This is a genomic window from Enterobacter sp. ECC-249, from assembly GCF_043965265.1.
Classification (GTDB): Bacteria; Pseudomonadota; Gammaproteobacteria; order Enterobacterales; family Enterobacteriaceae; genus Enterobacter; species Enterobacter quasiroggenkampii.
Genome location: NZ_CP143660.1, coordinates 436,149 through 450,432 on the forward strand (window position 1 = coordinate 436,149; position 14,284 = coordinate 450,432).

10 protein-coding genes are annotated in these 14,284 nt (G+C 56.5%); 6 read left to right on the forward strand and 4 right to left on the reverse strand.

The features are described from left to right. Positions 1-188 precede the first annotated feature (188 nt). Entirely contained in the window at positions 189-1,589 is a 1,401-nt protein-coding gene (gene sthA, locus V1587_RS02175) for a Si-specific NAD(P)(+) transhydrogenase (protein ID WP_008501785.1), read from the forward strand. Here the strand turns inward: sthA and oxyR are convergent. Further along, a complete protein-coding gene (gene oxyR / locus V1587_RS02180; protein ID WP_133295340.1) occupies positions 1,572-2,489 on the reverse strand; it encodes a DNA-binding transcriptional regulator OxyR in 918 nt (305 codons plus the stop codon). The genes sthA and oxyR overlap by 18 nt on opposite strands. Before the next feature lie 487 nt (positions 2,490-2,976). Between oxyR and ppc the strand changes: the two genes are divergently transcribed. The 4 genes from ppc (at position 2,977) to V1587_RS02200 (ending at position 8,403) form a co-directional block, all read left to right on the forward strand. Further along, positions 2,977-5,628 carry a phosphoenolpyruvate carboxylase gene (gene ppc / locus V1587_RS02185; protein ID WP_371899674.1) on the forward strand — a complete coding sequence of 884 codons (2,652 nt, stop codon included), beginning with the start codon at positions 2,977-2,979 and terminating at the stop codon, positions 5,626-5,628. Positions 5,629-5,731: 103 nt separating this feature from the next. After that, the gene (locus V1587_RS02190) at positions 5,732-6,496 is read left to right on the forward strand and encodes a helix-turn-helix transcriptional regulator (RefSeq protein ID WP_371899678.1); all 765 of its coding nucleotides are present in this window, start codon (positions 5,732-5,734) and stop codon (positions 6,494-6,496) included. Between the two features lie 128 nt (positions 6,497-6,624). Continuing rightward, positions 6,625-7,287, forward strand: coding sequence for a fructose-6-phosphate aldolase (gene fsa / locus V1587_RS02195; protein ID WP_371899673.1), 663 nt, complete (start codon positions 6,625-6,627; stop codon positions 7,285-7,287). Between the two features lie 12 nt (positions 7,288-7,299). Continuing rightward, the gene (locus V1587_RS02200) at positions 7,300-8,403 is read left to right on the forward strand and encodes a glycerol dehydrogenase (protein ID WP_371899672.1); all 1,104 of its coding nucleotides are present in this window, start codon (positions 7,300-7,302) and stop codon (positions 8,401-8,403) included. A 91-nt stretch (positions 8,404-8,494) separates the two neighbouring features. Here V1587_RS02200 and katG read toward each other — a convergent pair whose 3' ends face one another. The 3 genes from katG to argE all read right to left on the reverse strand — a co-directional run bounded on the left by katG (position 8,495) and on the right by argE (position 13,190). Beyond that, positions 8,495-10,675 carry a catalase/peroxidase HPI gene (gene katG, locus V1587_RS02205; RefSeq protein ID WP_371899671.1) on the reverse strand — a complete coding sequence of 727 codons (2,181 nt, stop codon included), beginning with the start codon at positions 10,673-10,675 and terminating at the stop codon, positions 8,495-8,497. Positions 10,676-10,883: 208 nt separating this feature from the next. Further along, positions 10,884-11,774 carry a methylenetetrahydrofolate reductase gene (gene metF / locus V1587_RS02210; protein ID WP_010436968.1) on the reverse strand — a complete coding sequence of 297 codons (891 nt, stop codon included), beginning with the start codon at positions 11,772-11,774 and terminating at the stop codon, positions 10,884-10,886. Positions 11,775-12,038: 264 nt separating this feature from the next. Next, the gene (gene argE, locus V1587_RS02215; protein WP_023309677.1) at positions 12,039-13,190 is read right to left on the reverse strand and encodes an acetylornithine deacetylase; all 1,152 of its coding nucleotides are present in this window, start codon (positions 13,188-13,190) and stop codon (positions 12,039-12,041) included. Between the two features lie 88 nt (positions 13,191-13,278). On the opposite strand from argE, the gene argC reads away from it, so the two are divergent. After that, the gene (gene argC, locus V1587_RS02220; protein WP_371899670.1) at positions 13,279-14,283 is read left to right on the forward strand and encodes an N-acetyl-gamma-glutamyl-phosphate reductase; all 1,005 of its coding nucleotides are present in this window, start codon (positions 13,279-13,281) and stop codon (positions 14,281-14,283) included. The last annotated feature ends 1 nt before the right edge of the window (position 14,284 follow it).

The following is a 14,284-nucleotide window of genomic DNA, read 5'->3' on the forward strand; positions in this document are numbered from 1 at the left end:
AATCCTTCCAAAGGCCTGATGGCACTATACCAGAGAATAAAATTAATCTGTTTGCCTGGCTTTGTGAATGATTGTTTACGTGCGGTTTGTGCTCCACTGCCGGAAAAAAGCACAACGATAATTGGGTTACCCTGGCAATGATGTTATGATTCTGTTGCTTTTATGTATAAGAACAGGTAAGCCTTGCCATGCCACATTCCTACGATTACGACGCAATAGTTATTGGTTCCGGCCCCGGCGGCGAAGGTGCTGCTATGGGTCTGGTGAAACAGGGAGCCAGAGTAGCGGTCATCGAGCGCTACCATAATGTCGGCGGCGGTTGCACCCACTGGGGCACCATCCCTTCGAAAGCCCTCCGCCACGCCGTTAGCCGCATTATCGAATTTAACCAGAACCCTCTTTACAGCGACCACTCCCGACTTCTTCGTTCATCCTTTGCCGACATCCTGAATCACGCGGATACCGTTATTAACCAGCAGACACGCATGCGTCAGGGATTTTATGAGCGTAACCACTGTGAAATTTTGCAGGGCAACGCGCATTTTGTGGATGAACACACCCTGGCACTCGAATGCCACGACGGTTCGGTTGAAACCATCACGGCTGAAAAATTTGTGATCGCCTGCGGCTCACGTCCGTACCATCCGGCAGACGTGGACTTCTCGCACCCGCGCGTCTACGACAGCGACTCGATTCTGAGCCTGCACCATGAACCCCGCCACGTCATTATCTATGGCGCGGGGGTCATTGGTTGCGAATATGCGTCAATCTTCCGCGGAATGGACGTCAAAGTTGACCTGATCAACACTCGTGACCGCCTGCTGGCGTTCCTCGATCAGGAGATGTCGGACTCCCTCTCCTACCACTTCTGGAACAGCGGCGTGGTGATTCGCCACAACGAAGAGTACGAAAAAATCGAAGGCTGTGACGACGGGGTGATCATGCACCTGAAGTCCGGCAAGAAGCTGAAAGCAGACTGCCTGCTCTACGCCAACGGCCGTACCGGCAACACCGATTCCCTGCAGCTGGAAAATATCGGGCTTGAAACCGACAGCCGCGGCCAGCTGAAGGTCAACAGCATGTATCAGACCGCCCTGCCGCACGTTTACGCGGTCGGCGACGTGATTGGCTACCCAAGCCTGGCCTCAGCCGCTTACGATCAGGGACGCATAGCCGCACAGGCGCTGGTAAAAGGCGAAGCGACGGCGCACCTGATCGAAGATATTCCGACGGGCATCTATACCATCCCGGAAATCAGTTCAGTCGGCAAAACCGAGCAGCAGCTGACGTCAATGAAAGTGCCTTACGAGGTGGGTCGTGCGCAGTTTAAACATCTGGCGCGGGCGCAAATCGTGGGGATGAGCGTGGGAACGCTGAAAATCCTGTTCCATCGCGAGACGAAAGAGATCCTCGGAATTCACTGCTTTGGTGAACGCGCGGCGGAAATCATTCATATCGGCCAGGCGATAATGGAGCAGAAAGGCGGTGGTAACACCATTGAGTACTTCGTTAACACCACCTTTAACTACCCGACCATGGCGGAAGCCTATCGGGTAGCTGCGCTGAACGGCTTAAACCGCCTGTTTTAACGCGCTGTCGAAATGGCCATCCATCGAACCACGGATGGCCTCTGCCAGCTGCTCATAGCGGCTGCGCAGCGGTGAACCCGGGCGATACACCAGGCCGATAGTGCGACGCGGCTCTGGCTTAATGCACGGCAAATAGACCACGCCATCACGTTTACGCTCGTGCGGCACCGCCAGCGCAGGCAGCAGCGTGATACCGCTTCCCGCCGCCACCATATTACGCAGCGTTTCCAGGCTGGTTGCGCGGAAATGGGTATCCTCATCCGCACCCGCTTCAAAGCAGAAGCCCATCGCCTGATCGCGCAGGCAATGGCCATCTTCCAGCATCAGCAGCTTTTCACCGGCCAAATCGGCCATCGGCACGCGATCGCGGTTCGCCCAAGGGTGATCTTCGTAGATCGCCAGCATCATTGGCTCATCGAACAGCGGCACTTCAATAAAAGCTTCACTCTCTTTTACCAGTGCCAGAATAGCGCAGTCGAGCTTGCCGCTGTCCAGCTGCGCCAGCAGCTGATGGGTTTGCGCTTCGTGCAGGTACATTTCGAGTTTCGGGAACGTCTGGTGCAGCATCGGAATGATGTGCGGCAACAGGTACGGGCCAACGGTTGGGATCAGGCCAATATGCAGCGGGCCGGACATGGCCTCCCCCTGCTGGCTTGCCATTTCCTTAAGCACTTTGACCTCGCGCAGCACGGTACGCGCCTGATCCACCAGCAGAAGACCTGCCTGTGTGAACAGAACCTTACGGCTGGTGCGCTCCAGCAGCATCACGCCCAGTTCGTCTTCCAGCTTGCGGATCTGGCCGCTCAGCGTGGGCTGGCTGACGTGGCAGGAATCTGCCGCGCGGCGAAAGTGACGATGCTCGGCTAACGCTACCAGGTATTCAAGATCACGAATATTCATTATTCATCCTCCGTCGCCACGATAGTTCATGGCGATAGATAGCATAGCAACGAACGATTATCCCTATCAAGCATTCTGTTGAATAATACACCACATAGACGAGGCGGCACGTGTTTGACCCTTGACGTCCCCGCACCGTCAACGAGTTTCTCTCAAAACTCGAACAACTAAAGCCAACGTGAACTTTTGCGGACCCCGTGGTCCGCTTTTTTTTTGCGTATAAAACCGGAGATAAAAGCAAAATGGCAAACGCAGTTGCCATTTTTAGTGATTAATCTCTTTCCCCTGAAGATTTTCATAAGCATCTCTTATCTGGCGCAATGCGAATTAAATTTCGTAAATTGCCCTCATTTATTCGTTTGCTGAACCGTTTTCGCAGCAATTGACGACGGGGGTTTTACGTGGCTTTATAAAGGGAGATGACAAAATAATGTCCAGAAAATTTTCGCCTGGGCATAAACAAAAATGATGGGGTGACTGGGTTTTTATGAACGAACAATATTCCGCGTTGCGTAGTAATGTCAGTATGCTCGGCAAAGTGCTTGGAGATACCATCAAAGATGCGTTGGGGGAGAACATCCTCGACCGCGTTGAAACCATCCGCAAGCTGTCCAAATCGTCTCGTGCCGGAAACGAGGCCAGTCGTCAGGAGCTGCTCACCACCTTGCAGAACCTCTCTAACGATGAGCTGCTGCCCGTTGCACGCGCATTCAGTCAGTTCCTGAATCTGGCTAATACCGCAGAGCAATACCACAGCATTTCGCCAAATGGCGAAGCGGCCAGCAACCCGGAAGTCATTGCCCGCACCCTTCGTAAACTGAAAGACCAGCCGGACCTCAACGAAGCCACCATCAAAAAAGCGGTGGAATCGCTTTCGCTGGAGCTGGTGCTGACCGCACACCCCACCGAAATTACCCGTCGCACCCTGATCCACAAAATGGTGGAAGTGAACAACTGTCTGAAGCAGTTGGATAACAAAGACATTGCCGACTACGAACGCAACCAGCTGATGCGCCGTCTGCGCCAGCTGATTGCCCAGTCCTGGCACACCGATGAAATTCGTAAGCATCGTCCAAGCCCGGTCGACGAAGCCAAATGGGGCTTTGCGGTGGTGGAAAACAGCCTGTGGGAAGGGGTGCCGAACTACCTGCGCGAGCTGAACGAACAGCTGGAAGAGAACCTCGGCTACCGTCTGCCGGTCGACTTTGTTCCGGTTCGCTTCACCTCCTGGATGGGCGGAGACCGCGACGGTAACCCGAACGTGACCGCGGAAATTACCCGTCACGTCCTGCTGCTGAGCCGCTGGAAAGCGACCGACCTGTTCCTGAAAGACATTCAGGTGCTGATCTCAGAGCTGTCGATGGTTGAAGCGACGCCGGAACTGCGCGCGCTGGCCGGCGAAGAAGGCGCCAGCGAGCCGTACCGTTTCCTGATGAAGAAACTGCGTGGTCAGCTGATGGCCACTCAGGCCTGGCTGGAAGCGCGCCTGAAAGGCCAGCGCCTGCCAAAACCAGAAGGCCTGCTCAGCCAGAACGAACAGCTCTGGGAGCCGCTATACGCCTGTTATAAATCACTCCAGGCCTGCGGGATGGGCATCATCGCCAACGGCGAACTGCTCGACACCCTGCGCCGCGTGAAATGCTTCGGCGTGCCGCTGGTGCGTATCGACGTACGTCAGGAAAGTACCCGTCATACCGAAGCCCTGGGCGAGCTGACCCGCTATCTCGGCATTGGCGATTATGAAAGCTGGTCCGAAGCCGACAAACAGGCCTTCCTGATCCGCGAGCTGAACTCAAAGCGCCCTCTGCTGCCACGCAACTGGGAGCCAAGCAACGAAACCCGCGAAGTGCTCAACACCTGTAAAGCGATCGTGGACGCACCGAAAGGATCGGTCGCCGCCTATGTGATCTCTATGGCGAAGACCCCGTCCGACGTACTGGGCGTTCACCTTCTGCTAAAAGAAGCGGGAATCGACTACGCTCTGCCGGTCGCCCCGCTGTTTGAGACCCTCGACGACCTGAACAACGCCAACGACGTCATGACCCAGCTGCTGAATATCGACTGGTACCGCGGCTTTATTCAGGGCAAGCAGATGGTGATGATTGGCTATTCCGACTCCGCGAAAGATGCAGGCGTGATGGCGGCGTCCTGGGCGCAGTATCAGGCGCAGGACGCACTGATCAAAACCTGTGAAAAAGCCGGTATTGAGCTTACCCTGTTCCACGGACGCGGTGGCTCGATTGGTCGTGGCGGCGCACCTGCTCACGCAGCGCTGCTGTCACAGCCGCCGGGAAGCCTGAAAGGCGGCCTGCGCGTCACCGAGCAGGGCGAAATGATCCGCTTCAAGTACGGCCTGCCGGAAGTGACCATCAGCAGCCTGTCGCTCTATACCAGCGCGATCCTGGAAGCAAACCTGTTGCCACCGCCGGAGCCGAAAGCATCCTGGTGCCATATCATGGACGAATTGTCTGATATCTCCTGCGATCTATACCGCGGCTACGTGCGTGAAAACAAAGACTTCGTTCCTTACTTCCGCTCGGCCACGCCTGAGCAGGAGCTGGGTAAACTGCCGCTGGGCTCACGACCTGCGAAGCGTCGCCCAACCGGTGGCGTAGAGTCTCTGCGCGCGATTCCGTGGATCTTCGCCTGGACTCAGAACCGTTTGATGCTGCCCGCCTGGCTGGGTGCCGGTGCCGCGCTGCAAAAAGTGGTGGAAGACGGTAAACAGAGCGAACTGGAAACCATGTGCCGCGACTGGCCGTTCTTCTCTACCCGTCTGGGCATGCTGGAGATGGTCTTCTCGAAAGCTGACCTGTGGCTGGCGGAATACTACGACCAGCGTCTGGTGAAACCAGAGCTGTGGGCGCTGGGTAAAGAGCTGCGCGAACTGCTGGAAGGCGACATCAAAGTGGTACTGGACATCGCCAACGACTCACATCTGATGGCGGACCTGCCGTGGATTGCCGAGTCTATTCAGCTGCGTAACATCTACACCGACCCGCTGAACGTCCTGCAGGCAGAGCTGCTGCACCGTTCGCGTCAGGCGGAAGAAGAAGGTAAAGAGCCGGATCCGCGGGTTGAACAGGCGTTGATGGTAACGATTGCAGGCGTTGCGGCGGGTATGCGTAACACCGGCTAATCGGTTTTTGCCGGGTGGCGCTTACGCTTACCCGGCCTACAATATGCTTTTCGTAGGCCCGGCAAGCGCCAGCGCCGCCGGGCAATACCTCGGTATTCACACCATGCAATACGACATCACCCGCATCCTGACTGACCTGATCAACGGTACAACGCCGCTGCGTCAGGTGTATTTTGTCGCGCCTGCCGGGAAGAATACCGGAACGTCACCTTGTCTCTCGGTTATCCTGGAAACCCGCTGCGAGGCATTCTTTTCCACATCCGGGCACGTCCCGCTTCATTCTTCGCACTCTCTCAGAATAAGCTTCGGCAAACAGCAACTGACGCTTCAGCGCCATCGGAATAACGTCCTTTTACAACAGCAGCAGGTCGCCAGGCGAGGCCCCCGGACGGGCGCGTTTCTCCTACAAACGCTCAACGAACTGCACATGCAGCCGACCGAGCAGGATACCGCCAGACTGGTGGTATTAAGCCTGCTCAGCCACTGCCAGGATCTTCTTGGCAGCGAGATCCACACTGATAGCCGCAGTCGCGCTCTCTTCGAAGCCGTTCGTCGCTTTATTGATGAACATCATGTCTCAGCGCTGACCCGGGATTCCGTTGCCGAGGCGTTTTACATTTCCCCTAACTATCTCTCTCACCTTTTTCAGAAGACCGGAAATGTTGGGTTCAATGAATACCTGACACAGACGCGTCTGGAACACGCGCGCCAGCTGCTCAAGGGGTACGATTTAAAAATTAAGGATATTTCGGCACGCTGCGGATTTACGGACAGCAACTACTTCTGCCGCCTTTTTCGCAAGCACACCGAACGTTCCCCCTCCGAATATCGTCGCCAGTATCACAGCGAACTGATCGCCAAAAAATAGCATTGTGATCGCTCTCGCACTTCGCTAAGGACATTACATTTATCCAGTATTTGGCAAAATTGGCCTGTATCCGCCCTGCCTGCCCGCGTCTTATCCTTTATTCAACCTTTCTGACTTAAGGAAAAATAATGGAACTGTATCTGGATACCGCCAACGTGGCGGAAGTTGAACGTCTGGCCCGCATCTTTCCTGTTGCGGGCGTCACCACCAACCCGAGCATCATCGCCGCCAGCCGTGAATCCATCTGGGACGTGCTGCCGCGTCTGCAAAAAGCCATCGGACCGGAAGGCACGCTGTTTGCTCAAACCATGAGCCGCGATGCAGAAGGCATGGTGGCGGAAGCCAAACGTCTGAGTAACGCCATCCCGGACATTGTGGTGAAAATCCCGGTGACGGCTCAAGGGCTCATCGCGATTAAAGCATTGAAAAAAGAGGGGATAACCACGCTGGGAACCGCCGTTTACAGCGCGGCGCAGGGCTTGCTCGCCGCACTCGCAGGGGCGAAATATGTCGCGCCGTATGTAAACCGCGTTGACGCTCAGGGCGGGGACGGCATTCGCATGGTCCAGGAGCTGCAATCCCTGCTGGAACTGCACGCGCCGGAAAGCAGGGTTCTGGCCGCCAGCTTCAAAACGCCGCGTCAGGCGCTGGACTGCCTGTTGGCGGGATGCGAGGCAATCACGCTTCCCTTAGACGTAGCGCAACAAATGCTCGGCACGCCAGCGGTAGAGTCAGCCATAGAGAGGTTCGAGCAGGACTGGAAAAACGCGTTTGGTAACCTCAACCTCTAAGGGAGAACTGTTATGGACCGTATCATTCAATCGCCGGGAAAATATATCCAGGGCGCTGATGTGCTTACCCGTCTCGGCGACTATCTGAAACCCCTGGCCAATCGCTGGCTGGTTGTTGGCGATAAATTTGTGCTGGGTTTTGCCGAAGAGACCCTGCGTCAGAGTTTTAAAAAAGCCGAACTGCATGCCGAAATCGCGCCGTTTGGTGGCGAATGTTCACAAAATGAAATCGATAGACTGAAAAAACTGGCCGACAGCGCCGACTGTATGGCGGTGCTGGGCATTGGCGGCGGTAAAACGCTGGATACCGCCAAAGCGCTGGCCCATTTTATGGACGTCCCCGTCGCTATTGCCCCAACCATTGCCTCCACCGATGCGCCGTGCAGCGCCCTTTCCGTCATTTATACCGACAGCGGTGAGTTCGATCGCTACCTGATGCTGCCGCACAACCCGAACATGGTTATCGTCGATACAAAAGTGGTTGCGGGTGCGCCGGCACGCCTGCTGGCTGCCGGGATTGGCGATGCGCTGGCGACGTGGTTTGAAGCACGCGCCTGCTCGCGCAGCGGCGCGACCACCATGGCGGGCGGCAAATGTACGCAGGCTGCACTCGCGCTGGCCGAGCTGTGCTACAACACGCTGGTTGAAGAGGGTGAAAAAGCCATGCTGGCCGCGGAACAGCATGTGGTTACCCCGGCGCTGGAACGCATTATCGAAGCCAATACCTATCTCAGCGGCGTAGGCTTTGAAAGCGGTGGTCTGGCGGCGGCACACGCTATTCATAACGGTATGACGGCGGTACCGGATGCGCATCACTTCTATCACGGTGAAAAAGTGGCGTTTGGCACGCTGACGCAGCTGGTGCTGGAAAACGCGCCGGTTGAAGAAATAGAGACCGTCGCCGCGCTTTGCCACAGCGTAGGGCTGCCGATCACGCTGGCACAGCTGAACATAAAAGAGGATATCCCGGCGAAAATACGTCTGATCGCCGAAGCGTCCTGTGCGGAAGGAGAAACCATCCACAACATGCCCGGCGGCGTCACGCCCGATCAGGTCTATGCGGCGCTGCTGGTGGCCGACCAGTATGGACAGCGATTCCTGCAGGAGTGGGAGTAATAAAAAAGCCGGGTGGCGCTGCGCTTACCCGGCCTGCATGGCACTTTGATTTGTAGGCCGGGTAAGGCGTAGCCGCCACCCGGCACAACGGTTACTGCAGGTCAAACCGGTCCAGATCCATCACCTTCGCCCATGCGGCAACGAAGTCGCGGACAAACTTCTCGTGCGCATCATCGCTGGCATAAACCTCTGCCAGCGCGCGGAGGACGGCGTTAGAACCGAAGACCAGATCGGCGCGGGTGGCGGTATATTTCACTTCACCGCTGGCACGATCGCTTCCGGCAAACAGCTCATTAGATTCGTCGGTTGCCTTCCACTGCGTGTTCATATCCAGCAGATTCACGAAGAAATCATTGCTCAGCACGCCTTCGCGGTTGGTGAACACGCCGTTCTTGCTGCCATCAAAGTTTGCACCCAGCACGCGCAGGCCACCAATCAGCACCGTCAGCTCCGGCGCGGTCAGCGTCAGCTGCTGGGCTTTATCAACCAGCAGTGACTCCGTGGTGGACACATCCACCTGCGCACGGTAGTTGCGGAAGCCATCGGCAATCGGTTCGAGCAGATTAAACATCTCGATATCCGTCTGATCCTGACGCGCATCCACACGCCCTGGCGTAAACGGAACGTTAACGTAAACGCCTGCCGCTTTCGCCGCCTGCTCAACGCCCACGACACCCGCCAGCACGATGATATCGGCCAGAGAGGCTTTGTTGGTAGTGCGCTGGATAGCTTCCAGAGCCGGTAACGCGCGAACCGCCGCGGCGTTCACATCCCAGTCGCGCTGAGGCGCCAGCGCCAGACGCGCGCCGTTGGCGCCGCCGCGCTTATCGCCACCGCGGAAGGTTGAAGCCGACGCCCAGGCAACGGAAACCAGTTCGCTCACGGTGAGGCCAGATGCAGCAATCTCCGCCTTCAGGCTTTCAATGTCTTCTTTCGACGGATTGAACACCGCCTGCGGCAGCGGGTCCTGCCAGATCAGATCTTCTTTCGGCACTTCAGGGCCGATGTACCGCGCTTTTGGCCCCATATCACGATGGGTCAGCTTGAACCAGGCACGGGCGAAGGCCTCGTTGAAGGCCTGCGGATCGTTCAGGAAGCGGCGGGAAATTTTCTCGAATTCCGGGTCAAAACGCAGCGTCAGGTCGGTGACCAGCATGGTAGGTTTGCGTTTTTTCGACGGATCGAACGGATCGGGCATGATTTCCGGCGCATCCACGGCTTCAAACTGAATCGCACCCGCCGGGCTGCGGGTCTGCACCCATTCATATTTGAACAGGTTCTCGAAGAAGTAGTTGCTCCACTGGGTCGGGGTTTGCGACCAGATGACTTCCAGACCGGAGGTAATGGCATCTGCACCAACCCCTGTGCCGTGCGTGCTCGCCCAGCCCAGGCCCTGCGCTTCAATCGGTGAGGCTTCCGGGTCGGTGCCGACATGCGTGGCTTCACCTGCGCCATGGGTTTTGCCGAGGGTGTGGCCGCCCGCGATCAGCGCAACGGTCTCTTCGTCGTTCATCCCCATGTTGCCGAAGGTCGCGCGAATTGCCGCCGCAGCAGAAAGAGGTTCACCGCTGGCGTTTGGCCCTTCGGGGTTGACGTAGATCAGGCCCATTTCGGTGGCGGCCAGCGGACGCTTCGCCAGCGCCTCCGGGTCACGGTGGGTCAGCCAGGCTTTTTCATCACCCCAGTTCACGTCCAGGTCTGGTTCCCAGACGTCTTCACGCCCGGCGCCAAAACCAAAGGTACGGAAGCCGGAGTTCTCCAGCGCCACGTTACCCGCGAGGATAAACAGATCGGCCCAGGAAATTTTTTGTCCGTATTTTTGCTTGATTGGCCACAGCAGACGGCGCGCCTTATCCAGGCTCACGTTATCCGGCCAGGAGTTCAGCGGCGCAAAGCGCTGTTGACCGCGTCCAGCCCCACCGCGTCCGTCAACGGAGCGATAGGTACCCGCGCCGTGCCAGGCCATACGAATAAACAGGCCCGCATAGCTGCCCCAGTCGGCAGGCCACCACGGTTGGGAGTCGGTTAAAAGTGCTTTGAGATCGCCTTTCAGCGCGGCGTAATCAAGCTTGCTAAATTCTTTGCGGTAGTCAAAGTCTTCACCCAGTGGGTTCGAACGATTGGAATGTTGGTTAAGAAGATCGATGCGGAGTTGTTTTGGCCACCAGTCGCGGCTGCCTGTACCTGCGCCCGCGCTGTGATCGACGCCGCCCTGATGGAACGGGCATTTGCCGACTGATGCCGCTTTATTGGTCTCGTCTGACGTGCTCATCGCTATGCTCCCTTTTACAGTGTTACCGTTACGATATACGCCCTTGTTGATAAGGTATAGTTGAGATAACCCACAGATTCGATAGTTAAATCCGTTTAATTTCCCATGGAAAATACATGAGTTTTGTACGTCAAAGGCAGCATTGCTGATATGGCAGGAAAATAAAACCCTTATAAATCAAAAAACCCTCCGAAGAGGGCTCTTTTTGTTACACGCCTGGTCTAACGCCGAGCGTATGGCATATGGCGTAACTCATCTCTGCACGGTTCAGCGTGTAGAAGTGGAAATCCTTCACCCCTTCACGACTTAAGATCTTCACCATGTCCATCGCGATATTTGCGCCCACCAGCTTGCGTGTTTCCGGGTCATCGTCCAGCCCCTCGTACATTTTAGACATCCACAGAGGAATACGCACATTGGTCATATCGGCAAATTTCTTCGCCTGTTTGAAGTTAGAGACCGGCAGAATACCCGGGATAATTTCAACGTCGATGCCCGCGGAGACGCAGCGGTCGCGAAAGCGCAGGTAGCTTTCCACATCAAAGAAGAACTGGGTAATGGCGCGGTTCGCGCCGGCGTCCACTTTACGCTTGAGGTTAAGCAGATCCGCCTGGGCGCTTTTCGCTTCCGGATGCACCTCTGGATAAGCGGCAACGGAGATATCAAAATCCGCCACGTCTTTCAGCAGCGCGACCAGATCGGCGGCATACATGTCCGGCTTACCGCTGCCCGGCGGCAGGTCACCGCGCAGTGCGACGATATGACGGATGCCGTTATTCCAGTAATCCTGGGCGATAGCCCGCAGCTCGTCGCGTGTCGCGTCGATACAGGTGAGATGAGGCGCAGCTTCCAGACCGGTACGATCTTTAATGCCTTTAATGATGCTGTGCGTACGGTCACGCTCACCCGAGTTAGCACCATAAGTCACGGAGACGAACTTCGGTTTCAGGCTGCTGAGACGATCGATAGAGCTCCACAGGGTTTGCTCCATTTCACTGGTGCGCGGCGGGAAAAATTCAAAAGAGACGTTAATCTGGCCGTTTACTTCGGCCAGGCTCTGATTCAGTGCTTCCCGCTGGTTGGCGTGAAAAAAGCTCATACCTTACCTCTATCAATCGCATGTCGTTATCTGTTGTGTTGTGAACTTCTATACGTTTAGACGTCCAGATGTAAAAATGACGGAAAAGCGGAGGGACGTCAACATAAATAATCAACAATAACGGTGAGGTTTGCTCAGGAAAGATGAAGAAAGTTCATGATGGGGAGTGAGACATCCCCTCCCCCAGGACCGAACACCCGATTGGGTAAAGGGGAAAAAACCGCATCGCGCAGTCCTCTCCCCTATGGGATGTACGGTGCGGGTTTAATGCCAGCAGAAGTGATGCACAACCTGTGTAATCAGTTCGCGGGTTGGCTTGATGAAGCGGGTTTCCAGATATTCATCCGGCTGGTGCGCCTGGTTGATGGAGCCAGGGCCAAGGACCAGCGTCGGACACAGGGTCTGGATAAACGGCGCTTCGGTGCAGTAGTTCACCACGTCGGTTTTCTCACCCAGCAGCTTTTCCACCACTTCAACCAGCTGATGGTCCGGTGGGCATTCGTAACCCGGAATCGGCGGATGCAGTTCAGAGACCGTCAGGCGACCCGGCCAGCGCTCGCTCACCGGGGCCAGAGCTTCATTCAGCAGGCCATCGAGATCGCTTAGGGTCATGCCCGGCAGCGGGCGGATGTCCATATGCAGTTCGCAGCAGGCGCAGATGCGGTTGGAGGCATCACCGCCGTGCAGGCTGCCGAGGTTTAGCGTTGGATACGGCACGGTGAACGCGTCGTAGTGATAGCGCTCTTTCAGATCGTCGCGCAAGGTCATAATGCGGCCGATGGCGTCATGCATCAGCTCAATGGCGTTCACCCCGCGCGCGGGATCGCTGGAGTGGCCGGACTGCCCCAGCACGCGCACGGCGGTAGAGATATGGCCTTTGTGCGCGCGAATCGGCTGTAGAGACGTCGGCTCGCCGATGATCGCGCAATCCGGGCGAATCGACGTGTTTTCAGAGAAGTAGCGCGCGCCCGCCATGCTGGTCTCTTCATCGGCGGTCGCCAGAATGTAGAGCGGTTTTTTCAGTTTCGTCACGTCCACGTCACGCAGCGCGTCGAGGATAAAGGCGAAGAAGCCTTTCATGTCGGCGGTGCCCAGACCGTAGAGCTTGTTGTCGTGCTCGGTCAGGGTGAACGGATCGCGCGTCCAGCGGCCATCGTCAAACGGCACGGTATCGGTATGACCGGCCAGCAGCAGGCCGCCCGCACCGGTTCCGGTACTGGCAAGCAGGTTAAATTTGTGACGTGTTCCGGGGACGGGCTGAACCTCAACGTTGAACCCAAGATCGCTGAACCAGCCCGCCAGCAGATTGATTAAAGACTCATTGCTCTGATCCAGCGCTTCTTCCGTTGCGCTGATGGACGGTGTGGCAATCAGGGCGCGGTAGATCTCGATAAATGGCGGTAAGTTCATTTTCATTGTTGACACACCTTAGGTCGTGATAGTATCAATATTCATGCAATAAATGTGAATAAAAATACACTAACGTTGAGCATAAAGGAACCCGATGTTGAATACGCTGATTGTAGGCGCTAGCGGTTATGCGGGCGCAGAGCTTGTAAGCTACGTGAATCGCCATCCACATATGACCATAACCGCTTTGACCGTGTCAGCGCAAAGCAATGATGCAGGAAAGTTAATTTCCGATTTGCATCCGCAGCTTAAGGGCATGGTCGATCTGCCGCTGCAGCCCATGTCTGACATCAGCGAGTTTACCGACGGCGTTGACGTGGTGTTTTTAGCCACCGCGCACGAGGTTAGCCACGACCTGGCGCCGCAGTTCCTGGCGGCTGGCTGCGTGGTCTTCGACCTTTCCGGCGCGTTCCGCGTGAACGACGGCGCGTTTTACGAAAAATATTACGGTTTCACCCATCAGCATCCGGAGCTGCTGGAAAAAGCAGTGTACGGCCTGGCGGAGTGGAGCGCAGACAAACTAAAAGAAGCGGACCTGATTGCCGTTCCGGGCTGCTACCCGACGGCGGCGCAGCTTGCCCTGAAGCCGCTGATCGACGCAGGCCTGCTGGATCTGAGCCAGTGGCCGGTGATCAACGCCACCAGCGGCGTGAGCGGTGCAGGTCGCAAGGCCGCTATCTCCAACAGCTTCTGCGAAGTGAGCCTTCAGCCGTATGGCGTGTTTAATCATCGTCATCACCCTGAAATCACAACGCATCTGGGCGCCGAGGTGATTTTCACCCCGCACCTGGGCAGCTTCCCGCGTGGGATCCTCGAAACCATTACCTGCCGCCTGAAACCGGGCGTGACCAAAGAGCAGGTGAAAGAGGTCTTCACCCAGGCGTATGCGGATAAACCGCTGGTGCGCCTGTACGACAAAGGCGTGCCGGCGCTGAAAAACGTGGTTGGTCTGCCGTTCTGCGACATCGGTTTTGCCGTTCAGGGTGAGCATCTCATCGTGGTGGCCGCAGAAGATAACTTACTGAAAGGCGCTGCCGCACAGGCAATGCAGTGTGCAAATATTCGTTTCGGCTTCCCTGAAACGCAGGCTCTTATTTAAG

Coding starts and splice junctions, on each gene's coding strand:
- oxyR (WP_133295340.1), bottom strand. CDS start 2,489: ATGAATATTCGTGATCTTGAATACCTGGTAGCGTTAGCCGAGCATCGT.
- V1587_RS02200 (WP_371899672.1), top strand. CDS start 7,300: ATGGACCGTATCATTCAATCGCCGGGAAAATATATCCAGGGCGCTGAT.
- metF (WP_010436968.1), bottom strand. CDS start 11,774: ATGAGCTTTTTTCACGCCAACCAGCGGGAAGCACTGAATCAGAGCCTG.
- sthA (WP_008501785.1), top strand. CDS start 189: ATGCCACATTCCTACGATTACGACGCAATAGTTATTGGTTCCGGCCCC.
- argC (WP_371899670.1), top strand. CDS start 13,279: ATGTTGAATACGCTGATTGTAGGCGCTAGCGGTTATGCGGGCGCAGAG.
- katG (WP_371899671.1), bottom strand. CDS start 10,675: ATGAGCACGTCAGACGAGACCAATAAAGCGGCATCAGTCGGCAAATGC.
- ppc (WP_371899674.1), top strand. CDS start 2,977: ATGAACGAACAATATTCCGCGTTGCGTAGTAATGTCAGTATGCTCGGC.
- argE (WP_023309677.1), bottom strand. CDS start 13,190: ATGAAAATGAACTTACCGCCATTTATCGAGATCTACCGCGCCCTGATT.
- fsa (WP_371899673.1), top strand. CDS start 6,625: ATGGAACTGTATCTGGATACCGCCAACGTGGCGGAAGTTGAACGTCTG.
- V1587_RS02190 (WP_371899678.1), top strand. CDS start 5,732: ATGCAATACGACATCACCCGCATCCTGACTGACCTGATCAACGGTACA.